The 22419-nt window shown below is 40.6% G+C and carries 20 protein-coding genes; 17 read left to right on the forward strand and 3 right to left on the reverse strand.

What is annotated here, in order from left to right:
- The first annotated feature begins 113 nt into the window (after positions 1–113).
- From uvrA to DTA23_RS13050, 5 genes are all read left to right on the forward strand, one after another.
- Positions 114–2954 carry an excinuclease ABC subunit UvrA gene (gene uvrA / locus DTA23_RS13030; RefSeq protein ID WP_046673686.1) on the forward strand — a complete coding sequence of 947 codons (2841 nt, stop codon included), beginning with the start codon at positions 114–116 and terminating at the stop codon, positions 2952–2954.
- Between the two features lie 340 nt (positions 2955–3294).
- Positions 3295–5181 (forward strand): DNA mismatch repair endonuclease MutL, encoded by a 1887-nt coding sequence (gene mutL, locus DTA23_RS13035; protein WP_112375006.1) that lies wholly within the window; start codon positions 3295–3297, stop codon positions 5179–5181.
- 12 nt (positions 5182–5193) lie between these two features.
- Positions 5194–5880 carry a rhomboid family intramembrane serine protease gene (locus DTA23_RS13040; protein ID WP_112375007.1) on the forward strand — a complete coding sequence of 229 codons (687 nt, stop codon included), beginning with the start codon at positions 5194–5196 and terminating at the stop codon, positions 5878–5880.
- Between the two features lie 11 nt (positions 5881–5891).
- Entirely contained in the window at positions 5892–6770 is an 879-nt protein-coding gene (locus DTA23_RS13045) for a rhomboid family intramembrane serine protease (protein WP_112375008.1), read from the forward strand.
- Complete coding sequence (locus DTA23_RS13050) at positions 6715–7878, forward strand: endonuclease/exonuclease/phosphatase family protein (protein ID WP_239468767.1); 1164 nt, start codon at positions 6715–6717, stop codon at positions 7876–7878. Before DTA23_RS13045 ends, DTA23_RS13050 begins: the two co-directional genes overlap by 56 nt.
- Here DTA23_RS13050 and DTA23_RS13055 read toward each other — a convergent pair.
- Positions 7868–9478 carry a S41 family peptidase gene (locus tag DTA23_RS13055; protein ID WP_112375010.1) on the reverse strand — a complete coding sequence of 537 codons (1611 nt, stop codon included), beginning with the start codon at positions 9476–9478 and terminating at the stop codon, positions 7868–7870. The genes DTA23_RS13050 and DTA23_RS13055 overlap by 11 nt on opposite strands.
- A 319-nt stretch (positions 9479–9797) precedes the next feature.
- On the opposite strand from DTA23_RS13055, the gene DTA23_RS13060 reads away from it, so the two are divergent.
- From DTA23_RS13060 to DTA23_RS13080, 5 genes are all read left to right on the forward strand, one after another.
- Positions 9798–10367 carry a hypothetical protein gene (locus tag DTA23_RS13060; RefSeq protein ID WP_046673680.1) on the forward strand — a complete coding sequence of 190 codons (570 nt, stop codon included), beginning with the start codon at positions 9798–9800 and terminating at the stop codon, positions 10365–10367.
- Positions 10368–10508: 141 nt separating this feature from the next.
- Entirely contained in the window at positions 10509–11906 is a 1398-nt protein-coding gene (gene fumC / locus DTA23_RS13065) for a class II fumarate hydratase (RefSeq protein WP_070570264.1), read from the forward strand.
- 48 nt (positions 11907–11954) lie between these two features.
- Positions 11955–12443 carry a fumarate hydratase gene (locus DTA23_RS13070; RefSeq protein ID WP_239468768.1) on the forward strand — a complete coding sequence of 163 codons (489 nt, stop codon included), beginning with the start codon at positions 11955–11957 and terminating at the stop codon, positions 12441–12443.
- A 63-nt stretch (positions 12444–12506) separates the two neighbouring features.
- The gene (locus DTA23_RS13075) at positions 12507–13661 is read left to right on the forward strand and encodes an MFS transporter (protein WP_070570268.1); all 1155 of its coding nucleotides are present in this window, start codon (positions 12507–12509) and stop codon (positions 13659–13661) included.
- 15 nt (positions 13662–13676) lie between these two features.
- Positions 13677–14678, forward strand: coding sequence for an acyltransferase (locus DTA23_RS13080; RefSeq protein WP_112375012.1), 1002 nt, complete (start codon positions 13677–13679; stop codon positions 14676–14678).
- Positions 14679–14699: 21 nt separating this feature from the next.
- Here the strand turns inward: DTA23_RS13080 and DTA23_RS13085 are convergent, their stop codons facing one another.
- A complete protein-coding gene (locus DTA23_RS13085; protein WP_146753072.1) occupies positions 14700–15164 on the reverse strand; it encodes a copper resistance protein NlpE in 465 nt (154 codons plus the stop codon).
- 191 nt (positions 15165–15355) lie between these two features.
- Positions 15356–15730 carry a DUF3127 domain-containing protein gene (locus DTA23_RS13090; RefSeq protein ID WP_070570272.1) on the reverse strand — a complete coding sequence of 125 codons (375 nt, stop codon included), beginning with the start codon at positions 15728–15730 and terminating at the stop codon, positions 15356–15358.
- A gap of 77 nt (positions 15731–15807) precedes the next feature.
- Here DTA23_RS13090 and DTA23_RS13095 point away from each other — a divergent pair, with 77 nt between their 5' ends.
- From DTA23_RS13095 to pepT, 7 genes are all read left to right on the forward strand, one after another.
- Positions 15808–16986 (forward strand): THUMP domain-containing class I SAM-dependent RNA methyltransferase, encoded by a 1179-nt coding sequence (locus tag DTA23_RS13095; protein ID WP_046673747.1) that lies wholly within the window; start codon positions 15808–15810, stop codon positions 16984–16986.
- Positions 16979–17626: an HD domain-containing protein gene (locus DTA23_RS13100; RefSeq protein ID WP_046673674.1), complete on the forward strand. Its 648-nt coding sequence runs from the start codon at positions 16979–16981 to the stop codon at positions 17624–17626. The genes DTA23_RS13095 and DTA23_RS13100 overlap by 8 nt, the downstream gene beginning before the upstream one ends.
- A 251-nt stretch (positions 17627–17877) precedes the next feature.
- Positions 17878–18645: a glycerophosphodiester phosphodiesterase gene (locus tag DTA23_RS13105; RefSeq protein ID WP_046673673.1), complete on the forward strand. Its 768-nt coding sequence runs from the start codon at positions 17878–17880 to the stop codon at positions 18643–18645.
- A 173-nt stretch (positions 18646–18818) separates the two neighbouring features.
- Positions 18819–19022, forward strand: a complete 204-nt coding sequence (locus DTA23_RS29125; RefSeq protein WP_256603676.1) for a hypothetical protein — start codon at positions 18819–18821, stop codon at positions 19020–19022.
- Entirely contained in the window at positions 18988–19656 is a 669-nt protein-coding gene (locus tag DTA23_RS13110; protein ID WP_256603678.1) for an endonuclease/exonuclease/phosphatase family protein, read from the forward strand. The genes DTA23_RS29125 and DTA23_RS13110 overlap by 35 nt, the downstream gene beginning before the upstream one ends.
- Before the next feature lie 231 nt (positions 19657–19887).
- Entirely contained in the window at positions 19888–20703 is an 816-nt protein-coding gene (locus DTA23_RS13115; RefSeq protein WP_112375014.1) for a DUF4197 domain-containing protein, read from the forward strand.
- 436 nt (positions 20704–21139) lie between these two features.
- Positions 21140–22402: a peptidase T gene (gene pepT / locus DTA23_RS13120; RefSeq protein ID WP_112375015.1), complete on the forward strand. Its 1263-nt coding sequence runs from the start codon at positions 21140–21142 to the stop codon at positions 22400–22402.
- Positions 22403–22419 lie beyond the last annotated feature (17 nt).

The raw sequence follows: 22419 nt of genomic DNA on the forward strand, positions 1-22419 counted from the left end.
CTTGTATATCACATTTTATTCCAAAAGTCAGATTGGCTCGCATAATTCCTTTAAAATCTGTAATTTTGCATGTTTTGCATTTTATCCCTCAACAGGGACTTTAAGGAGTTTTCATGGCAGTAAAAAGAAGCCCAGATTTGGGCGAACAAAGTGAAGTTCAGGTATTTGGAGCGCGTGCGCATAATCTAAAAAATATAGATGTTTCTTTTCCGAGAAATGAATTGGTTGTTATTACAGGTTTAAGTGGCAGCGGAAAGTCTTCTTTGGCTTTTGACACCATTTATGCTGAAGGACAACGTCGGTATATGGAGACATTCAGTGCCTACAGCCGTCAATTTTTGGGCGGCATGGAACGTCCGGATGTGGACAAGATCTCGGGCTTAAGTCCAGTGATCTCCATTGAGCAGAAAACCACCAGCAAAAACCCCAGGTCCACTGTTGGAACCATTACCGAGGTGTATGATTTTATGCGTCTACTATTTGCCCGAGCGGGGGAAGCTTTCTCCTATGTGACCGGTAAGAAAATGGAGCGTATGTCGGACGATCAGGTTATCGAACGTATTTTGACTGAATTTGAAGGGCAGGCTTTAAATATCTTGGCTCCAGTGGTTAAAGGCCGTAAAGGTCACTACCGGGAATTGTTTGAGCAAATCCGTAAACAAGGTTATGTGAAGGTGCGCGTGGATGGAGAGATCTTGGACCTTGTTCCTAAAATGCAAGTAGACCGCTATAAAATTCACGATATTGAGATCGTCGTGGATCGTTTGAAAGTAGAGCGTGAAGATAAAAAGCGCCTACAGACTTCGGTTATGCAGGCGATGAAAACTGCCAAAGGTATTATCAAGGTCTCCACCAAGGATAATCAGGAGCAATTCTACAGCCGTTATCTCATGGATGCTGAATCGGGTATCTCTTATGATGAACCGCAGCCCAACACTTTCTCATTCAACTCGCCTTATGGTGCCTGTCCAACATGTGATGGATTAGGCTATATTTTTGAAATTGATAAAAATGCGGTTATTCCAGACAAAAAACTCAGTATTCAAAAAGGGGGTTTAGCCCCTTTGGGACCTACCCGGGAGAACTGGACTTCAGAAGTCTTGAAGGCTGTCGCAAAAAAATTAGATTTTACCATTTCAACGCCGCTTGAAAAGCTCAATGAAGAACAGATTGACCAGCTTTTATTTGGCAATAAGGAAGAGCCTATCGTTGTAACAGTATCTTATGGCAGTTATGGCACACGAGAATATCGTGTTGAATTTGAAGGAATCTTTAAGATGCTGGAAGAGTTTTCCGGAAAATCTTCGGATGAAGCCCCTTCTTTAGATGATTTCAGGACGAAAGTCACCTGCCCAACCTGTGCGGGAGCGCGTTTGAAAAAAGAATCTTTACATTTTAAAATAGCGGATAAAAACATCCATGAGCTCTCCACGATGGATATTACATCGATCAAGGAGTGGTTTGATCAGGTAGAAAGCAAACTTGATGAACGCCAGCTTATTATTGCAACAGAGATTTTAAAGGAAATCCGCGCACGCTTAGGGTTCTTGCTGGACGTAGGTTTAAATTACCTCACCTTGGATCGTACTGCTAAAACACTTTCCGGAGGGGAGGCACAACGGATCCGTCTGGCAACACAGATTGGTTCCCAACTGGTGAATGTACTTTATATTCTGGATGAGCCGAGTATCGGACTTCATCAGCGAGACAATGAACGGTTGATCAATGCCCTCAAAAACCTACGCGATATTGGCAATTCGGTCCTTGTTGTCGAACATGATAAAGACATGATCCTACATGCGGACCATGTTATTGACATGGGTCCTGCAGCAGGGGTTCACGGCGGTACAGTAGTTGCCGAAGGTACCCCAGCAGAAATCCTAAAATCAGACTCTCTGACAGCGGCATACCTCAACGGAACAAAAGAGGTTAAGATTCCGGAGAAACGTCGTGAGGGCAATGGAAAAACATTATCATTACATGGCGCAACGGGACATAACTTAAAAAATCTGTCTGTCTCTTTTCCATTAGGAAAACTCATTGTTGTTTCGGGGGTTTCGGGTTCGGGCAAATCCAGCTTAATCACGGGAACATTATATCCGATTCTGAATAAACATTTTTTCAGAGCCAAAGCCACTCCGCTTCCTTTCAAAAAAATTGAAGGATTAGAACATATTGATAAAGTCATCGAGATCGACCAAAGTCCTATCGGCCGTACACCACGATCCAATCCGTCCACCTATACAGGCGTATTTTCGGATATCAGAACCTTGTTTGTTCAATTGCCAGAAGCTAAGATCAGGGGCTATAAACCAGGACGCTTTTCCTTCAATGTCAAAGGCGGCCGTTGTGAAACCTGTCAAGGGGCCGGATTGAAAGTCATTGAGATGAATTTCCTTCCCGATGTACAGGTTCCTTGTGAAACATGCCACGGAAAACGCTATAACCGAGAAACTTTAGAAGTACGGTATAAAGGAAAATCCATCTCCGATGTACTTGATATGAGTATCAACGATGCTGTGGATTTCTTTGAGAACGTCCCGAGTATCTATCGAAAGATCAAAACACTGCAGGATGTAGGTTTGGGCTACATCACCTTAGGTCAATCCTCCACAACATTATCGGGAGGTGAGGCTCAACGGGTAAAATTAGCTACCGAACTTTCTAAAAAAGATACTGGAAATACATTTTATATCCTTGACGAACCGACTACAGGACTACACTTTGAAGATGTCAATGTCCTTATGGGCGTTATCAATCGCTTGGTCGGACGTGGAAATACCGTTTTGATCATCGAGCACAATCTTGATGTTGTTAAATCGGCAGATTGGGTCATTGATATCGGTCCCGAAGGTGGTAAAGAGGGTGGTCAGGTCCTATTTGAAGGAACACCTGAAAACTTAATTAAAAATAACAAAAGCGAAACGGCACGTTTCTTAAAACTGGAAATGTAATATCAACAAAACAGCAGCTGCGAATTATGCGGTTTCTGTTCGTAGGGTGGCTCGGTTATTGCGAAGGGAATATTTTTCCAGCTCGATATCAGCTGTGTTTTACACAGGTGTTAGACAACGCACACTGACTTTGACGTCAACTGGGAAGCGTCATATTTATTGACTAAACACGTTTACAGGTTCTTTGCGGCTGTAAACAGTTGGTCGTTGCTATTCCATTTTCATTTGTATAAATGAACGCATTACACGCTTTTGTTTTTAAAGAACATGTGGAATGTCCGATTGATTTTCGTCAGTGTTTATACGCTGCAAACATGGATATTTCTTAACTTTGTATTATATGTCGGATATTATTCAATTACTTCCAGATAATGTTGCTAATCAGATTGCGGCGGGAGAAGTGGTGCAGCGACCAGCGTCTGCAATTAAAGAATTGATTGAGAATGCTATTGATGCTGGAGCTGACAAAATAAAACTTATTGTTAAAGATGCAGGCAAGTCGTTGATTCAAGTCATTGACAATGGTTGTGGTATGAGCGTAACTGATGCTCGCCTTTGTTTTGAGCGCCACGCAACATCAAAAATCCGTAAAGCTGAAGACTTATTTGCTATTCGTACAATGGGTTTCCGTGGTGAGGCGATGGCATCCATTGCCGCAATTGCACAGGTCGAACTCAAAACACGCCGTATTGAAGATGAGCTAGGTACAGTCGTTGAAATAGAGGGATCAAAAGTTGTCAACCAATACCCCGAAGCTGTTGCTGCCGGGACAAATATTTTAGTTAAAAATCTTTTTTACAATATTCCTGCACGGAGAAACTTCCTAAAGAGCAACTCGGTAGAAATGCGTCATATCATTGATGAATTTCAACGTATTGCTTTATCGAACCCACAGATTTTCCTAACCTTACATAGCGACGGAAATGAAATCTACCATTTGCCGGCAGAGACACTAAAACAACGTATTGTCCATATATTCGGAAACAATTACAATCAGCGTCTTGTCCCTGTGGAAGAAGATACATCCATCATCAAGGTAGAGGGCTTTGTGGGGAAACCTGAGTTTGCGAAAAAAACTCGTGGTGAACAGTTTTTCTTTGTCAACAAACGCTTTGTGCGTGATCCATACCTGCACCACGCTGTCATGAACGCCTATGAAGATATTCTGCAGGCAGAAACATTTCCTTTCTATGTCTTATTTATCGACATAGATCCTGCACGCATTGATATCAACGTGCATCCGACCAAGACTGAAATTAAGTATGAGGACGATAAAGCCATTTATGCAATTATCCGTTCAGCCGTAAAAAGATCATTGGGACGGTACAACATCATGCCATCCTTGGATTTTGAACAGGAAACTAGCTTCACCAATCTAATTACAAAAAAGGCATTGGATGAAATAATCGCTCCAACAGTTACCTTTAATCCGGACTTCAACCCTTTTGATACAGACAAATCGAAATCCAATTCGAGCTACACCCGTTCAGAAAGCTACGCTGAAGGACTTAACAAGAAAACAGGTGGCATACCTAGCAATTGGGATTCTTTGTATCAAATCGTCGAAAAGGAGGAATCTGTTCAGTTACCATTGCATGATGAGCCGGAATTACGTACCGATGACCCACAGATCATCCAGGTTGAAGATAAATCATCGTCGAAGCTCTTTTTCCAGCTGCATAATAAATATATTGTTTCGCAGATCCACTCCGGATTTATCCTGATCGATCAACAAGCGGCACATGAACGTATTCTCTTTGAGCAATTTCTTTCACAGCTGGACCAACATAAAGGTCTAAGTCAGCAAAGTTTGTTTCCCCAGACTTTGGATCTGAATGCTGCGGATAATGAGTTAATGAAGGACCTCTTGGAGGACATCAACGGCTTAGGCTTTCAAATTCGTGAATTTGGAAAAAATTCCTATATTATTGACGGAATTCCTGCAGATTTAGGGACAGGATTCGACGAAATAAAGATGATTGAGAAAATATTGGAGGATTACAAAAACAATCAATCTGAGTATAAGCTCGCTAAGCGCGAAAATCTCGCAAAAAGCCTTGCCCGTAATGCAGCCATTAAACCTGGCACCGCATTGGACAATACAGCAATGGCAGAGCTTGTGGACAGACTTTTTGCTTGTCACTCACCCAATATCTCCATCTATGGAAATCCTGTAATTGTAACATTTACATTGCAAGAATTAGCGGAAAAATTTGGTAAAAATTAGAAGATAAAATATATGTTTCCACAACTGACACCTGTTATCAAGAATTTATTGATCATCAATATTATATTTTATATTGGATCTCAACTTGTACCTGTAGCATATGATTATCTTGCGGTCTATTACCCCGACTCGCCTTACTTTAAAATCTGGCAAGTGATCACGCATATGTTTATGCATGACAAAAACAATATTACCCATATCTTCTTCAATATGTTTTCCCTGGTCATGTTCGGTCCTATGATTGAGCAGGTGCTTGGGTCAAAACGTTTTTTAAATTTCTACCTGGTTTCAGGAATTGGCGCTTGGTTCCTTTATACGGCTGTGAATGGCATACAACTTTATAATGCGACGGGTTCTTTCGCTCCGCTACATGGCATGAGCGGGAACGAACTTATTTCCATGGCCAATACTGGGAACAACGAAGCATTAACCTACCTTATTCCAATGTTGGGTGCTTCGGGAGCTATTTATGGTGTACTATTGGCATTTGCCTACCTTTTTCCAAACATACCGCTTCAATTTTTGTTTATTCCTGTACCAGTCAAAGCGAAGTATATGATCGGTGGATTTATCCTCATCGAAATATACATGAGCTTATCTAGACCAGGAGATTCTGTGGCTCACCTGGCTCACGTCGGTGGTGCACTATTTGGCTATCTACTGCTTAAACTGTGGAAGATTAGAAAAGGAATTTATTAATATCGTGCGCAATGAATAACATCGGTTTAAAAGATTTTTGGAGACAAACCTATAAAACTGGCTCGCCCGTACCTTTGGTGATCAGTATCCAGGTTTGTTTATTTGTCCTCATTTATTTTTTAGACCTACTCTTCGAATTAAAAATTGTACCACAAAGCTTTTTGGAACCTACGGTGCGTCTATTAAGTTTACCGAGTAATTTCTCAAGTTTTATTGCACAACCATGGTCATTGGTTACATCGAATTTCGTTTACGTCAAGCTTTGGACCATACTTTTTGATAGTCTTTGGCTCTATTGGGTCGGTCAGATCTTCTTTACCTTCTTAAACACCCGGCAATTTCTGTTTGTCTATATTGCCTCATGGCTGCTCGGCAGCGTGCTCTATATGGGCTTTGGGTCACTTATTCCCATGCCAAGTAACTTACAGCTCATGGGAGGTTCTCTCCCCTTGGCAGCGGTATTAGCCGCGATTGTGACTTTGGTTCCCAAGTATGAGCTACGGCTTTTGCTTTTGGGTAACATCAAGCTAAACTTAGTGGCCATTGTCTATTTTGGCCTAGAATTTCTTGCCCTTACGATGACGAATCGACCTGCTGCCATTTCGTATTTTGCTGTTGTCCTTTTTGGAATGGGCTTCACTTATGCGCTAAAATCGGGGATGGACTGGTCTACAATTTTTCAGAAAAAACAACAGAAGCCTGCAAAAATGAAAGTCGTTGTGGGTAACAATATACAGACAAATCGGAAACATCGTTATGACTTACCCAATCAGGATGAAATCGATGCTATCTTAGATAAAATTTCTATTTCTGGCTACGACAGTCTAACGAACCATGAAAAAGAAACGCTCTTTAGGGCAAGCAATAGTGGTGACAAGGTTGATGGATAGAAGGACATTTTTAAGGAGAAAACTGGGCTTTATCAGTAAAACAATGTTCCTGGCAAATATGCTTGCGATCGTTGCTTTACTTATGAGTTATTCGGCGACCTTCATTAATCCCAAATCCTTTTGGCCGATTGCATTTATGGGCTTAGGCTACCTTCCGATCCTCCTTATCAATATTGGATTTATCTTTTATTGGCTACTCCGCAAACGGAAAATTGCGCTTTATTCGCTCATAACGATCCTCATTGGGTGGCCTTTTTTAACTAAGCATTGGAATATTCGCAAAGAGAATGCCCCTGTATCATCGGAGGTACGTACGCTTCGCATCATGACTTTCAATGCTCATCTGTTCAAGAAGGTAAACGATGAGAAAAAGAACTTCAAAGCCGACGTTGTCCGCATTATTGACAGCATCTCTCCTGATGTGATCTGCTTTCAGGAATATATTAGCAAGATTAAGGGAAAACATGTTTTCTCTGAGGAATTCAAAGATAAATTGGGATATGACTATTTTTTCTTTGAACCGAGCTCTAAAAACGATTATGAGGCGTATGGAATGGCTGTTCTTTCGCGTTTCCCGATCTATGATTCAGGAACCATCAGAGACAACGATTACGGAATCAACCGGATTAGTTATGTTGATATCAAAAAACAGGACACCCTGATCCGCATCTACAATATACATCTACGTTCTTTTGCGCTGCAAAATGAAGACAAGGAATTTATCCAAAACCTGTCCAATAATAATGAATCGGATAATTCGAGGACCCGTAAATTGAGCCGCAAACTTAAGAATGCCTTCGAGCTACGCAGCGAACAGGCGCATTCGTTAAAGAAGCACATGAATGAATGTCAATATCCTTATATTGCCGTAGGTGATTTCAACGATACGCCAATGAGCTACTCGGTCAATCTAATTGGAGACAGGCTGTATAATGCATTTAAGGAGAAAGGTAATGGCTGGGGAGTAACCCATCATGCCCTGCTTCCGATCTTTCAGATCGACTATATTTTTGCTAGCCAGAAATTTCAGGTAATGAATTATCAGATTGTCAAACAGAAATTATCGGATCATTACCCCGTGTGGTCTGATCTTAGGCTTAAACCTTAGGCATCTGATAACCCAATGTTTTAAGACCTATTTCAATAAATTTATCCCTTCGGTTTTTGATTTTGTAATATGCTTCACGACCAAAATAATAGCGACCGACCAAGGCCTCGATATCGGATTGAATCAAATCATGTAAGTTTTTTGCTTCTTTGGCGGTGACCGAAATCCGCTTCTGACTGTTGAGATATGAAATAAATAGATCAAATTCTGTTGTCGGTAAGTGGTAACCGCTAATAAAATTCTCGATAGAATATGCGGGCAAATGTTTCGTGAAGCGATCATAAACAAATTCTTCGATCGCATTGGAATGAAATATCTCGCGGTATTTGGCACTGGTTTCGTTGGTGTCAATCGGAATAGTAACATCCGGAAGAATACCACCACCACCAAAAACAAGTTTCCCTTTGCTGGTGGTAAACATTTCTTTTTGGCTGAATTCAGTGTCCATCGTCCATAGATCGAAGCCTGTCATGTATTTCGCAGCATCAAAATTGGCGCGTGTGTATTTTCGCTGAATGCATCTTCCAAGAGGGGTATAGTAGCGAGCTACAGTCAGATTGATTGCAGAGCCATCCGAAAAGTCAAATTGTTCTTGTACTAAGCCTTTACCATAGGACCTGCGGCCGACAATCGTTGCCCGATCCAGATCCTGAAGAGCACCGCTCAAGATTTCGCTTGCTGATGCCGTACTTTCATTGATTAGCACAATGACACGGCCATCACCAAAATCGCCAGCTTTCTCCGAATAGAAATCCTGGCGCAGCTCATTGGCACCCTCGGTATACATCAACAATCTTTTTTCTTTAAAAAATTGCCCCGCCAGATCAATCGCCGTATGGACAAATCCACCACCATTGTTACGCAGATCCAAAATAAGATCCTGCGCCCCACTTTTCCGTAAATCTATGAGCGACTGTCTGAATTCGTCTGCTGTCTTATGCCCAAATCTCCGAATTTTCACATAAGCTGTTTTCGGAGCGATCATATAGGATGCATCTAAGCTGGAAACATTTACCTGATCGCGAATGACTTTTATTGGATTGGCCATTACCACTCCATTACGTTGAATAGCAATCAATACAGCTGTTCCTTTCTTTCCACGGATTAACCTTTCAATTTCGGACTCGGTTACCTTTCTTCCGACAAGATCCTTATTCCCGATCTTTAAAATGCGGTCGCCGATACGCATACCTGCTTTTTCAGCGGGACCAGCAGCAACCATTCCAACAACAAGTAGCGTATCTTTCAGACGGAAATACTCCACACCGATACCATCAAATGTTCCTTCAAGCGTTTCCTGCTTTGCAAGCACTTGATTCGGCCTTAAAAAGGTGGAGAAAGGATCTAAACGGGATACGACATGTTCAATGGCTTCGTCTTGAACGGTATCTATACTGACATTATCAACGTAATTCTCAGCAATTAATTGAATGAGATATTGTAATTTGTCCGAGTTGCCATTCGAGCGTAGACTCGAAAAGGTTGTTTTTTGGTTGCTTCCCTGCTCCTCGGCATAATTTTGCCCCAACAGCAAGCCAAGAAGCAATACTGCAGCATATGTAGCGGCTACAAAAATATTTCGTTTAATACTTTTCTGCATGGGAAATCTTCATGAATTATCGAAGATGAGACAAACTATTCAACAATTAATTACTTCATCAAAAATAGCAAGTTTATTCGGTTAAACGAGCACCTGAACCCATATTTTTACATTAAAAATAAAAAGTTCCCTTCCTTGTTTTCAGGCGGAAACAGCGTCTTCCATGGCTAGAAGTCTTTGTAAAAAATTAAAAAATAACAACAGAACAGCCGATAAGGGCACCGAACATTTAATTTCAACAGATGAAGATGATGTCTATAATTTAACTTGCAAATGCGCGTAAATTTATCTTAGTTTGAATTGAAAAAGATTCCACTTTATGCACGAAATCGAACCTTATTACAACTGGCGGGACTATTACATTGCCGCTGAAGATGAACAATCCCCATTTTATGGTACAATCTATAGCGAATTCGATTTTGACAAGCAGATCTATAATTTTCTTTTGCACCCACAATGGGACGAATTCGGTTCGCTTACCTTATATCTAAAAATACTATTTGTGGACTATGAAAAACAATACTGTATTATCGAGCTGATTGGTGAATGGAATGATGCGATCTACAATGATATTATGTTGCTCAAGCGAGAAATTATCGATGTATTGATCAGTCAAGGCATCAAGTATTTTATTCTAATCGGGGAGAATGTACTGAATTTTCATGCTTCAGACGACTCTTACTATGAGGAATGGTTTCAGGATATCGATGATGGCTGGATTGCTGGCGTCGGTTTCCGTGAACATGTGATCGAAGAGTTCCAGCAACAGAATATAGATTATTACATTAATTTCGGTGGCGCATTGAATGAGCTACCTTGGCGGGCATTAAAACCGAAACAAGTTTTCCACCATGTGAATGATTCCTTAACAAAACGTCTTGGTTTTTAGATCTGCTTATTGGGTTTTATTCTCAATCCTTATTCTTTAATCCTTGCTCTTTACTGTATTATCCTGTAACTTTGTAATTGATGTATTAGGTGCTTCGCACATATACTTATAATTTTTACGTTTTACTTATACTTACATACTATGTCATTCAGAATTGAAAAAGACACGATGGGTGAAGTTCAAGTCCCTGCAGACAAATACTGGGGTGCACAGACAGAGCGTTCACGCAACAACTTTAAAATCGGACCGGCAGCTTCGATGCCACACGAAATCGTCGCAGGCTTTGCTTATTTGAAAAAAGCAGCTGCTTATGCTAACCACGAGTTGGGGGTATTACCTGTAGAGAAACGTGATGCAATCGCTACCGTATGTGATGAGATCTTAGCGGGCAAATTGGATGACCAATTCCCATTGGTTATCTGGCAAACGGGTTCAGGTACACAATCCAATATGAATGTAAATGAGGTTGTCGCAAACCGTGCACAAGTATTGGCTGGACATAAGATCGGTGAAGGCGAACCTGTGTTAAAAGCAAATGATGATGTAAATAAATCGCAATCATCTAACGATACTTTCCCTACAGGAATGCATATCGCGGCGTATAAAGCTGTTGCAGAGGTTACAATTCCAGGTGTAGAAAAATTGCGTGACACATTAGCTAAAAAAGCTGAAGAGTTTAAAAATGTCGTAAAAATTGGCCGTACACACTTAATGGATGCTACTCCGTTGACTTTAGGTCAAGAGATTTCAGGTTATGTCGCACAATTGAACCATGGTCTGAAAGCTTTAAGAAATACACTTTCGCATTTATCAGAACTTGCATTGGGAGGTACTGCAGTAGGGACAGGATTAAATACTCCAAAGGGGTATGACGTTGTCGTTGCTAAATATATCGCCGAATTTACAGGCCTACCTTTCGTAACCGCTGAAAACAAATTTGAGGCATTGGCAGCTCATGACGCAATCGTTGAAACACACGGTGCATTAAAGCAATTGGCTGTAGCATTAAATAAAATTGCAAACGATATCCGTATGTTGGCTTCTGGCCCACGCTCAGGTATCGGTGAAATCCTGATTCCTGAAAACGAACCAGGATCATCAATTATGCCAGGTAAAGTTAATCCAACGCAATGTGAAGCATTGACGATGGTTGCGGCACAAGTAATGGGTAATGATGTGGCTATTACAATTGGTGGAACGCAAGGTCACTATGAACTAAACGTATTCAAACCATTGATGGCAGCAAACTTCTTGCAGTCTGCTCGCCTATTGGGTGATGCTTGTGTTTCATTTGAAGAGCACTGTGCAGCTGGTATTGAGCCGAACTACAAACGCATCAAAGAACTGGTTGACAACTCATTGATGCTGGTAACCGCTCTAAACACAAAAATTGGTTATTATAAATCGGCAGAAATCGCGCAGACAGCGCATAAAAATGGCACTACGCTTAAAGAAGAAGCAGTACGTTTAGGTTATGTGACTCCTGAAGATTTCGATGCTTGGGTAAAACCAGAAGATATGGTTGGAAGTTTAAAATAAGCTGTGACTTTTATTTCAATAAAAAATATACGAACAAAAACATACCTATTGGCGCTTGCCATAGGTATGTTTTTCTTTTTTACAGCCTGCAAATTCAATTCGGATATGCAGAGCGAAGGTGCCCCCTTTTTACAGGGAGAATGGGTCCAAGACAGCATTCCTGGACAGCAGCAGATGATGCAATACACCTTGACCGACTTCAAGTTTACCTGTGACTCTGTTTACGCGACCATGCACGTCAACAATAAAGTACAAATCATACCAGATAGCTGTTACAAAAATGGCTCTTGGACAGAACATGCAAAAGGTATTTATGTTTTGCGCGGAGACTCCATCATTGTCGATGGTATCTATACCAAGGAGAATGGCAAACAGAAGATTTCAGGTTGCTATCTTTCCGGTCAGTATATCCCCCGCTTTAAAGTCGTTTATCATACTGCAGATTCGGTGGTACTGGAAAGCAGGTTAGATCAACGTCAGATCATCTTAAGAAAGACTAAAAATATTACTTGTGTCCCTCAAAAAAGGTATCAATAATTTTTAGTACAATCTATTTACTATCTTCGTACCATTATCGTACAACCTCAACCTTAAAATACAATGAACAAAGGAATTATCGCTTTGGCATTTGGCGGACTTGCCATCGGAATGACCGAATTCACGATGATGGGCATCCTGCCTGACATTGCCAAAGATCTTCATATCGAAATCCCTACCGCTGCTCACCTGATTGCACTTTACGCACTGGGTGTCGTTGTAGGTGCCCCCACATTAGTGCTATTTACAGGAAAATATCCTCCGAAGAAGGTATTACTCTTTTTAATGCTGCTCTTTTTTATCTTCAATGGCCTTTTCAGTATTGCACCGGGACAGTTTTTGATTAGTCTCTCCCGTTTTATGGCCGGACTTCCCCATGGAGCATTTTTTGGTGTTGGGTCTGTCGTGGCAGCAAGACTGGCTCCGAAAGGAAAAGAAGCACAGGCTATATCCATTATGTTTACCGGAATGACTATTGCCAATTTGGCTGGAGTACCACTCGGCACCTATTTAGGCCATCATTATTCATGGCGTTTAACGTATGGTATTATCAGTATATTGGGATTAATCACTTTTGCAGCAATTTATGCATGGATGCCAAAAATTGAGGCCGCCAAAGGAAATAATATCTTTAGTCAGTTAAACTTCTTCAACAAAAAAATTGCCTGGTTATTAATGGCTATTATTGCCATAGGTACCGGTGGACTTTTCGCCTGGATCAGCTACATCGCGCCTTTGGTGACCAATGTGTCGGGCATCGCTGCTGATCGTGTCCCCTTGATTATGATCCTGATCGGTGTTGGTATGTTCTTCGGAAATCTTATCGGCGGAAAACTGGCTGATACAATCTCCCCAACCAAAGCGGCAATCGCGAGTTTCTCCGCTATGGCGATATGCCTTGTGATGGTTTACTTTATATCACCACTGGGCTGGACAGCCTATCCTTTAGCCTTTATTACAGGACTGGTGTCCTTCACTATTGGTTCGCCGACACAACTGATGTTGATCCGCGCCTCAAAAGAAGCAGCAACATTGGCCGCAGCAGGTGGTCAGGCAGCCTTTAACCTCGGGAATACCTTAGGTGCATTTTTAGGTGGAATCCCAATAACCTGGGGTTTAGCTTATAATACACCTTCCCTCGTTGGTGTGGGCATGGCGAGCATTGGAGCACTCCTGACTTTGCTATATTTGAAAGTCTACGACAATAAAACTCAATAAAAACAGCATAATCAAATGGCGCGAACAAGTTATATCAGTATACTACGTATTGTTGCGATATTCCTCGTTATCTTGATTCATTCCTCTTCGGGCTACTTAAACAGCAATGAATTTGAATCATTCGACTGGAGTTATGCCAATTGGCTCAATAGCTTCTCGCGCTTTGCGGTACCCCTGTTTGTCGTTATTTCAGGTGCCCTCCTGTTACAGAAAGACGAAAGTACGGGACAATTTTATCGGAAACGTTTATTGAAAATTGTCCCGCCTTTTCTTTTTTGGAGCATCGTCTATCTTTTCTATTATTTTGTCCGTTATATCGATTTTGACTATATCGGTTTTCCACAAGTTATCAACATTGTGTTAATTCGCTTAAAGTCAGGAACGAATGCGCACCTTTGGTACCTATATATGATACTCGGGCTCTACCTTGCAGTTCCTTTCATACGCAAAATTGTGGGCAACTGCAGTAAGAGAGAGCTTGAGATCTTTTTGGGATTATGGTTTGCAGCGTTATTTTTTACGAATAAATGGTTCAATAGTTACCTACCTAATTTTGACCTGACCTTTTTCTCGGGTTATGCAGGCTATTTGGTCTTGGGCCATTACTTACGTATTTACCCTATCCCAATGGTAAAATTGTCAAGTTTTACATTTTTTCTGATCTGCTGTTTAATTACAGCATCGGGGACATATTATCTAAGTGGCTCCCGAGGTGAATTTGATCCGACACTTTACAACTATCTTTCCCCCAACATCGCATTGAGTGCAGGCTTTTTATTCGTCTTCGTGCAAGGCCTTAAACTCCCGGAACAACTCAACGCCTTCTGGGAATTTATCGACATCCACAGCTTTGGCATTTACCTTTGCCATATTTTGCTGCTCAATTATATTCATCCTTTGCTTCCTTTATCCACTTTGTGGAAAATCCCGGCAGCAACGGTGCTCACGTTGTTGGCTAGCGCCCTACTGACCTATTTATTACGAAAAGTTCCATACGGTAAATACATCAGTGGCTAATTCCGTTATCGGAGCTTCGTTTTACAATTTCTCGCCTTCGACCTTATTATATACATAAAGATGCGCATTGGGGCCTTCAATCGCATGGCCTTCCTGATCTAGCCCAATCAGCTTCTTTACACCCACCTTCAGTTTCATATTTGTTTCCTTCCCTGTGAGATGAACAACGGATCCGTTGTCGTGCCACATGACTTTACCACTATCTTCGACCTTGGTATTTTTATTAATATATTCACTGACGATGGCAAAGGTATTATCATTTTTTAAGGTGATATTTGTTTTGATACCTTCACAATCAGCACAGGGAATAGTAGCTTCATAGGTACCGGCCCAATCCAACGAATTCTGCGATGTATGGGCAGTATCCACCGCCACAGTCTCATGTGCAGTGGAATCTGCGGTTGTATGCTGACTATCTTTTGAGGTTTGATTACATGCACTTAGCGAAATCATTGCTAAGCAAGAGAACAATACGGTTAATTTCATATCTGTTGTTTTTGATGTACGATACCATATAGCAAGCAATTTCAGCGCCAAGAAAAATCAGGCACGCCTACTGGATTCCAAAGAAAAAAGGCTTCTTGAGGAAGCCTTTCTATCGTAAATAACTGTATTGCGAACAGTTTAAATAATCTATTTGCTACCGCGTGGCGATAGGCTATACAATCCTATTCAGATTAAAATGGTAGATCGTCATCATCTGATGAACCCGCCAAATCTACAGGGGCAGGCATATCTGCGTAACCTGGAGAAGATGGAGCTGGAGCAGCATTACCTAATTTTGTAACACGCCATGCTACTAATGAATTGAAATAAGTTGTTACGCCATCTTTATTAGTCCAAGGACGACCACGAAGATTAAAAGATACTTCTACCTCTTCACCAATTGCAAGGTTATCAAAAATTGACGTTCTGTCTTGTGTTGCCTCAAAACGGATATACTCAACAAATTGTGGGTTTTCGGCATAAGCTACAATCATATCGCGTTTTTTGAATGATTCTGTCACTTGTTGTGTCGCTCCTATCTCGTGTACTTTTCCTCTAATTTCCATAATCAAAAAAATAAATATTAAAGCGTAAAATTAAGCAATTTTTGAGGAAGAGTTTAATTAACTTTGTACAAAATATGATGGAAGTTTTCAACACCCCCAATAAAGTTATTATAACGTGCAATAAGCGCTTATCACCTTATTTGCAACAGGAAGTTAAAGAGTTAGGTTTTGACATTGTCAGGGCATTCCCTACAGGAGTAGAATTAAAGGTCAGTATAAACGATACGATCAAGCTTAATCTGAACCTACGCACAGCCTCTCAGATTTTGTATTCGTTAAAAGAGTTTACAGCCAATAATCCGACGGAGCTCTATGAAGAATTGAGTAAAATTGCCTGGGAAGAACTTATTCAATTTGACGGATATTTCTCTGTCAGCTCTAATGTTGATAATGAGACAATCAGCACGCCTTTATTTGCAAACGTAAAGGTTAAGGATGCAATTGTGGACCGTATAAAGGAAAAAAAAGGTCTGCGCCCTAATTCAGGTCCGGACAATAATAAAGCGGTTGTCCACTTGTACTGGAAAGATGACCGTGCTGAAATTTTTCTCGATACCTCAGGCGAGACACTGGCAAAACATGGTTACCGTAAGATCCCTGGAAAAGCGCCAATGCTGGAAGCTCTTGCAGCCTCAACAATTATTGCTTCCAAATGGGATGGTAATTCACCTTTTGTAAATCCGATGTGTGGATCCGGAACTTTAGCCATTGAGGCGGCACTGATAGCAACAAACAGAAAACCAGGGTTGCTGCGCATGAACTATTCATTTATGCATTTCATCGGTTATGATGAAACAGTTTTCTTCCAGGAGCGCCGACTACTCAAAGATCAGATCAATAAAAAAGCGGCTCCACAAATTATTGCAAGCGATATTTCGGAGGAGGCAATCAACGTCTCAAAGATGAATGCAAGAACTGCTGGTGTGGAGCAATTAATTTCGTTTGAAGTATGCGATTTTGCCGAAACACACGTTCCTAAAGAAGGTGGTGTCATTTTATTCAATCCTGAATACGGTGAACGTCTGGGCACGCACAGCAAGTTAGAGATTACCTATAAGCGTATGGGGGATTTCATGAAACAGGAGTGCAAAGGTTATAGAGGCTATATATTTACCGGAAATCCAGATCTGGCAAAGAAAATCGGGCTACGTGCGTCCCGACGCATAGAATTTTATAATGGTAAATTAGATTGTAGATTATTAGAATACGAATTATACGAGGGTACTCGCGAAAAAACAAAAGTATTGTATGAATAACATTATTGAGCGCACAGTAGCATTTGTGCAAGATCGATTGAAATTTGCAGAAGCAGGCCACGATTGGTCGCATATTCAACGCGTATGGAACAATACGAAGTTAATTTTAGAAGATGAAGAAGCGGATGTTATGGTCTGCGAATTGGCTGCACTGTTACATGACATCGCTGACAGTAAATTCCATGATGGTGATGAAACAATAGGCCCTCGTGTTGCCGGAGAGTTTTTGGCAAGTCTAGAAATTTCGCCTGAAATCATTGACCATGTGAAGAAAATCATCTTCAATATGTCTTTCAAAGCAAGTTTGGGGGAAGTGTCATTCCATTCAAAAGAGATGGAAATCGTGCAAGATGCAGATCGTTTGGATGCTATCGGTGCAATAGGCATTGCCCGTGCGTTTAGCTTTGGTGGTAATAAAGGCCGTGAGATGTATAATCCGAACATTCCTGTTCAAGAATATAAGGATAAGGAAGCGTACAAACATTCGGAAGCTCCTACAATCAATCACTTCTACGAAAAGCTATTATTGTTAAAGAATAAGATGAATACAGAGGCTGCAAAAAAAATAGCAGCACATCGTCATGACTATATGCTCAACTTTCTGGATGAGTTTATGGCTGAATGGAATGGTAAAAAATAAATTACACTTAACAATTCCTAAATATAAAAGTGGTACTTTAGATCTTGTACATCGAGATAAAAAGTACCACTTTTTTTGTTCCATGTAAAATCAGCTTTTAAACAAATTTGTAAGAAACGATCCTGTCACCAAGGTCGATTTTTACTGCTAGTATCGTAATCGGTATTATAAATACATAGAATAGGAATAAATCACCGAGTGAAACGTGCACATTATGCCGTTGAAAACAAACACTCATACATAATTATAGCATGAAAAAACATATTTTTAGCTGTCTGACACTGGCTATGGTAATCTCATCCTCCGCATTATTCGCACAAACGAAAGCCATTGCACATCGTGGCGTATGGAAAAACAGCCATCTTCCGCAAAATTCCATTGCTTCCTTAACAGCGGCCCACGAACTCAAGCTCTTCGGATCCGAGTTTGATGTACATTTGACCAAAGACAATATTCTTGTGGTCAACCATGACAATGATTTCTATGGCATTGATATCGCAACGGCAACCTACAAAGAGCTCTTAGAAAAGAAACATCCTAACGGTGAATCCATTCCCACGTTGGAAGAATATATTAATGCTGGAAAAAAATTAAAGGGTTTACGCCTTATCCTTGAGTTGAAAATCAATAAACTTGGGGTCGAGCGTACGCTTGAAGCGACCACAAAAACGGTTGAAATGGTCAAAAGCTTAAAAGCTGAGAAAATTACGGATTACATTTCCTTCAGCTTTGAAGCTTGTCAAAAGATCCACGAATTGGCTCCTAAGGCTAATATCCAATATCTTACAGGAGATAAATCTCCTTCAGATGTAAAAGCTGCTGGGATTAATGGGGTGGATTATCACTTTTCCGTCTTTAAAAAGAATGCGACATGGCTGAAAGATGCGCATCAACTTGGTATGAAAGTGAATGCATGGACCGTAAACACAGAAGAAGAAATGACAAATCTAATCGATCAGAAAATTGATTTTATTACCACTGATGAACCTGAGTTGTTGCTCCGCATATTAAAGAAATAAGGACAAACCGAGTGAACAAAGGACATTTATAGCGATGAAACTAAACACTCGTGTCGCCCGAGGCAGCATGATTGCCTTTATATAAAGAATAAATGATGAACAAATAACCGAGTGAAACGAGTTCATTTAAACACATGAAGATCACTCATAAATAGCATAAATAATTCAAATAAATGAAAAAAAGTCTTTTTCTCGTTATAGCACTGTGTTTATCTTTCCTATCGTATGGGCAGGAATTTATTGCAGGCAGTTATAATATACGCCAAAGAAATACCGTCGATGTCGATAACATGTGGAACGACCGGAAAGTCCCGCTTACCAATCTGATCAAATACCATGGTTTTGATATCTTTGGTATCCAAGAAGGTTTTTTTTGATCAGGTTCAAGATCTCAAAAAGCTCCTTCCTGGATTTGATTACGTGGGTGTAGGTCGCGACGATGGTGCACAAGAGGGCGAGCACTCGGCGATTTATTACAATACAAATCGCTTTAAAGCGATAAAGAGTGGAAATTTCTGGCTTTCAGCCTCAGATACCGAACACCCGAATAAAGGCTGGGATGCAGCACTACCGCGAATCTGTACCTGGGGTATCTTTGAAGACAAGGCCAACAAAAAACGCTTTATCTTTATGAATACACATTTTGACCATATCGGTCGTACTGCACGTACCGAAAGTGCAAAATTGATTCTGACAAAAGCAAAAGAGTTTGCCAAAGATCTACCGCTCATTTTAACCGGAGACTTCAATGTGGATGAACAAGATGAGGCTTATTTTACACTTGCCAATAGCAAAGTGGTCACTGATGTACATGAATTGGCAACATTTAAATATGAGCCCAATTCTTCTTTCAATGGTTGGGGCAAAAGCATTAGACCAACAGGCCGCATAGACCATATTTTTATCACCAAACCTTTCCAAGTAAAAAAATATGGTATCCTGACCGACACCTACATGAATAAATTTCCATCGGATCACTTTCCAGTAGCAACGACACTCTCCTGGAAATAATGTCTTGTTAATTACAACAACCCTATAACACAAACAGCAGGTTCGCTTAGGATCTGCTGTTTTATTTTGTGGGACAGCTTTTATTTACACCGCATCAGGAATAGCGACTCAGCACGCTGTAGCGTATCTGCTACGATTCCAGACAATAGCTATGTTTCCTGGCAATTGGTTTAAACTTTCACATAAATTAACAGTCGATATGTTTAATTTTGACAGCAAAACAAAAACATAATGAAATTTCCACTATTATATTGTACACTATTTGTCTCCGGACTGCTTTATTCCAATGCAAGCGAAGCACAGATTTTTAAGAAAATCAGTGAGACATTGGCAAAAGCAAATCAGGGCCAGACCGACAGTACCAAAACAACGACAACAACAAATACGACCGCAATAGCATCAAAATCGAATACCTTGGCATCTTTGTCCAATAAGGATGCATCGTTGGGAATCAAACAGGCTTTAAGCAACGGCTTAAATCTGAGTATCGAATCTCTAGCCAAGAAGGATGGTTTTTTGGGAGATGCAGCAGTAAAGATTTTGATGCCTGCCGAAGCACAGAAAGTAGAAAAAACGCTTCGTGCTGTTGGGATGGGGAAATTGTGCGATCAGTTTATACAGAGCATGAACAGAGCTGCGGAGGGAGCCGTTAAAGAGGCTGCCCCAGTATTTGTCAATGCACTTTCGAAGATGACGATTACAGATGCAACCAACATTCTTTTAGGTAGCAAAGAAGACGCCGCGACAACGTTTTTTAAAACAAACACATCGACCGAATTAACAAACAAGTTTAGTCCTGTTATCAAATCTGCCATGGGTACAAACAATGTGGACCAGTACTGGACCCAATTGACAACAGCTTACAACAACCTTCCTTTAGGCAATAAAGTGGAGACAAATCTTACGGCATATGTTACGCAGAAAGCAATAGATGGTCTATTTATCAAAGTTGCCGACCAGGAGTCAAAAATTAGACACAACATAGATGGCAGTAGAAATACCAATATCCTGCAGAAGGTATTTGGTTACGCTGATCAAAAGAAATAGAACACGATTTACATGTAAAAAAAGGACCTGTCAACAATTTGATAGGTCCTTTTTTTATCTGAAATTGTCTGGTCTTATTGGCCAGGAAGAACCTTCAGTTTGCTTTCATTGCTGTTGGTGTCTGCGAAGTCATGAAGGTTTTAATTGATGCAGGACCATCATGATTTCTTTTTTCCTATCCATGGATAAACCAAACAGCTCAAAAGATCTCCAGCACAATGCTATCTAGCGATACATTTTCTTTAGCGGTACATTCTCTTTAGGAAAATTAGGATTCTATCCGCTCCGATCCCTTTCTGTTATTGCCCATTTGTTACAATAGCGTCAAACGCATGTATGAAGGGTAAATTGTTTGTAAATGCAACCAAATTAAATTGCAAATAAAAAGCAATTTATCTAAGTTTGACCACCCTTATCACATTAGGGCTATTAGAAAATGAGCACATTTGAGATCAACAACATAAGTGATTTTTCGGTATCCGAAAGATTTCAACGCTATGTACAGATTGACACACAATCTGATGCAAATTCACCAACATGTCCTTCTACAGAAAAGCAAAAGAACCTAGGAAAGTTACTTGTAACGGAGTTGCTGGCATTGGGTATTTCAGACGCGGCAATGGATGAAAATGGATATATTTACGCAACTATTCCATCCAATACCACAAAGCAAGTTCCCGTTATCTGTTTCTGTTCTCATATGGATACATCTCCGGACTCTTCTGGAAAAGATGTAAAACCACTGGTTCATGCTAACTATCAGGGCCAAGATCTTGTGCTTCCTGATGACAATAGTATTATCATCAAATATGCCGAACATCCCGATCTAGCCAATCAAATTGGCCATGATATCATTACAGCGAGTGGCACTACTTTACTCGGTGCAGATGACAAAGCAGGTGTGGCCGAAATCATGGATGCTGCCCGTTTATTAATGAAACATCCTGAAATCAAACATGGTGACATCAAAATTCTTTTTACGCCAGATGAGGAGATTGGTAGAGGTGTTGATAAAGCAGATTTAAAACGTTTAGCAGCAGATTTCGCTTATACCATGGATGGTGAAAGAGCCGGAACCATCGAAGATGAAACATTTTCCGCAGATGGAGCTACATTAACTATTCATGGCGTATCGGTGCATCCAGGTTTTGCTAAAGGGAAGATGCAAAGCGCCATCAAAATCGCCAGTGCAATAATTGAGGCGCTACCGAAAGATAGGCTTTCACCTGAAAGCACCAACAAAAAAGACGGTTTCGTACATCCTGTTCATATCAGTGGATCTGTGGAAAAAGCAGAAATTCAATTTATCGTACGTGATCACGTTACGGCCAATCTCAAGAAACATGAAGATGAACTGGAAGGTATAGCAAAATCAATCGTGGAGCAATATCCAAACTGTACTTATACTTTTGTTGTAAAAGAACAATACCGTAATATGAAAGAAGTGCTGGATCAGCATCCTGAAATTATGGAAATCGGGATGGAAGCCATCAACCGAGCAGGAATGGTAGCCGAAAGAAGAAGTATCCGTGGTGGAACAGATGGCTCCCGTCTTTCGTTTATGGGGCTGCCTTGTCCAAATATTTTTGCCGGAGGGCATGCTTTCCATGGAAAACAAGAGTGGGTAGCTGTACAAGATATGGAAAAAGCCGTCAAAACAATTTTGCATGTTGTATCTTTATGGGAAGAAAAAGCATAAAGGAAAAATAAATTATA

The organism is Sphingobacterium multivorum (assembly GCF_900457465.1).
GTDB lineage: Bacteria > Bacteroidota > Bacteroidia > Sphingobacteriales > Sphingobacteriaceae > Sphingobacterium > Sphingobacterium multivorum.

What these genes read in the sequence shown, in the direction of transcription:
- uvrA (WP_046673686.1), top strand. Translation starts at nt 114, where the DNA reads ATGGCAGTAAAAAGAAGCCCAGATTTGGGCGAACAAAGTGAAGTTCAG.
- mutL (WP_112375006.1), top strand. Translation starts at nt 3,295, where the DNA reads ATGTCGGATATTATTCAATTACTTCCAGATAATGTTGCTAATCAGATT.
- DTA23_RS13040 (WP_112375007.1), top strand. Translation starts at nt 5,194, where the DNA reads ATGTTTCCACAACTGACACCTGTTATCAAGAATTTATTGATCATCAAT.
- DTA23_RS13045 (WP_112375008.1), top strand. Translation starts at nt 5,892, where the DNA reads ATGAATAACATCGGTTTAAAAGATTTTTGGAGACAAACCTATAAAACT.
- DTA23_RS13050 (WP_239468767.1), top strand. Translation starts at nt 6,715, where the DNA reads ATGAAAAAGAAACGCTCTTTAGGGCAAGCAATAGTGGTGACAAGGTTG.
- DTA23_RS13055 (WP_112375010.1), bottom strand. Translation starts at nt 9,478, where the DNA reads ATGCAGAAAAGTATTAAACGAAATATTTTTGTAGCCGCTACATATGCT.
- DTA23_RS13060 (WP_046673680.1), top strand. Translation starts at nt 9,798, where the DNA reads ATGCACGAAATCGAACCTTATTACAACTGGCGGGACTATTACATTGCC.
- fumC (WP_070570264.1), top strand. Translation starts at nt 10,509, where the DNA reads ATGTCATTCAGAATTGAAAAAGACACGATGGGTGAAGTTCAAGTCCCT.
- DTA23_RS13075 (WP_070570268.1), top strand. Translation starts at nt 12,507, where the DNA reads ATGAACAAAGGAATTATCGCTTTGGCATTTGGCGGACTTGCCATCGGA.
- DTA23_RS13080 (WP_112375012.1), top strand. Translation starts at nt 13,677, where the DNA reads ATGGCGCGAACAAGTTATATCAGTATACTACGTATTGTTGCGATATTC.
- DTA23_RS13085 (WP_146753072.1), bottom strand. Translation starts at nt 15,164, where the DNA reads ATGAAATTAACCGTATTGTTCTCTTGCTTAGCAATGATTTCGCTAAGT.
- DTA23_RS13090 (WP_070570272.1), bottom strand. Translation starts at nt 15,730, where the DNA reads ATGGAAATTAGAGGAAAAGTACACGAGATAGGAGCGACACAACAAGTG.
- DTA23_RS13095 (WP_046673747.1), top strand. Translation starts at nt 15,808, where the DNA reads ATGGAAGTTTTCAACACCCCCAATAAAGTTATTATAACGTGCAATAAG.
- DTA23_RS13100 (WP_046673674.1), top strand. Translation starts at nt 16,979, where the DNA reads ATGAATAACATTATTGAGCGCACAGTAGCATTTGTGCAAGATCGATTG.
- DTA23_RS13105 (WP_046673673.1), top strand. Translation starts at nt 17,878, where the DNA reads ATGAAAAAACATATTTTTAGCTGTCTGACACTGGCTATGGTAATCTCA.
- DTA23_RS29125 (WP_256603676.1), top strand. Translation starts at nt 18,819, where the DNA reads ATGAAAAAAAGTCTTTTTCTCGTTATAGCACTGTGTTTATCTTTCCTA.
- DTA23_RS13115 (WP_112375014.1), top strand. Translation starts at nt 19,888, where the DNA reads ATGAAATTTCCACTATTATATTGTACACTATTTGTCTCCGGACTGCTT.
- pepT (WP_112375015.1), top strand. Translation starts at nt 21,140, where the DNA reads ATGAGCACATTTGAGATCAACAACATAAGTGATTTTTCGGTATCCGAA.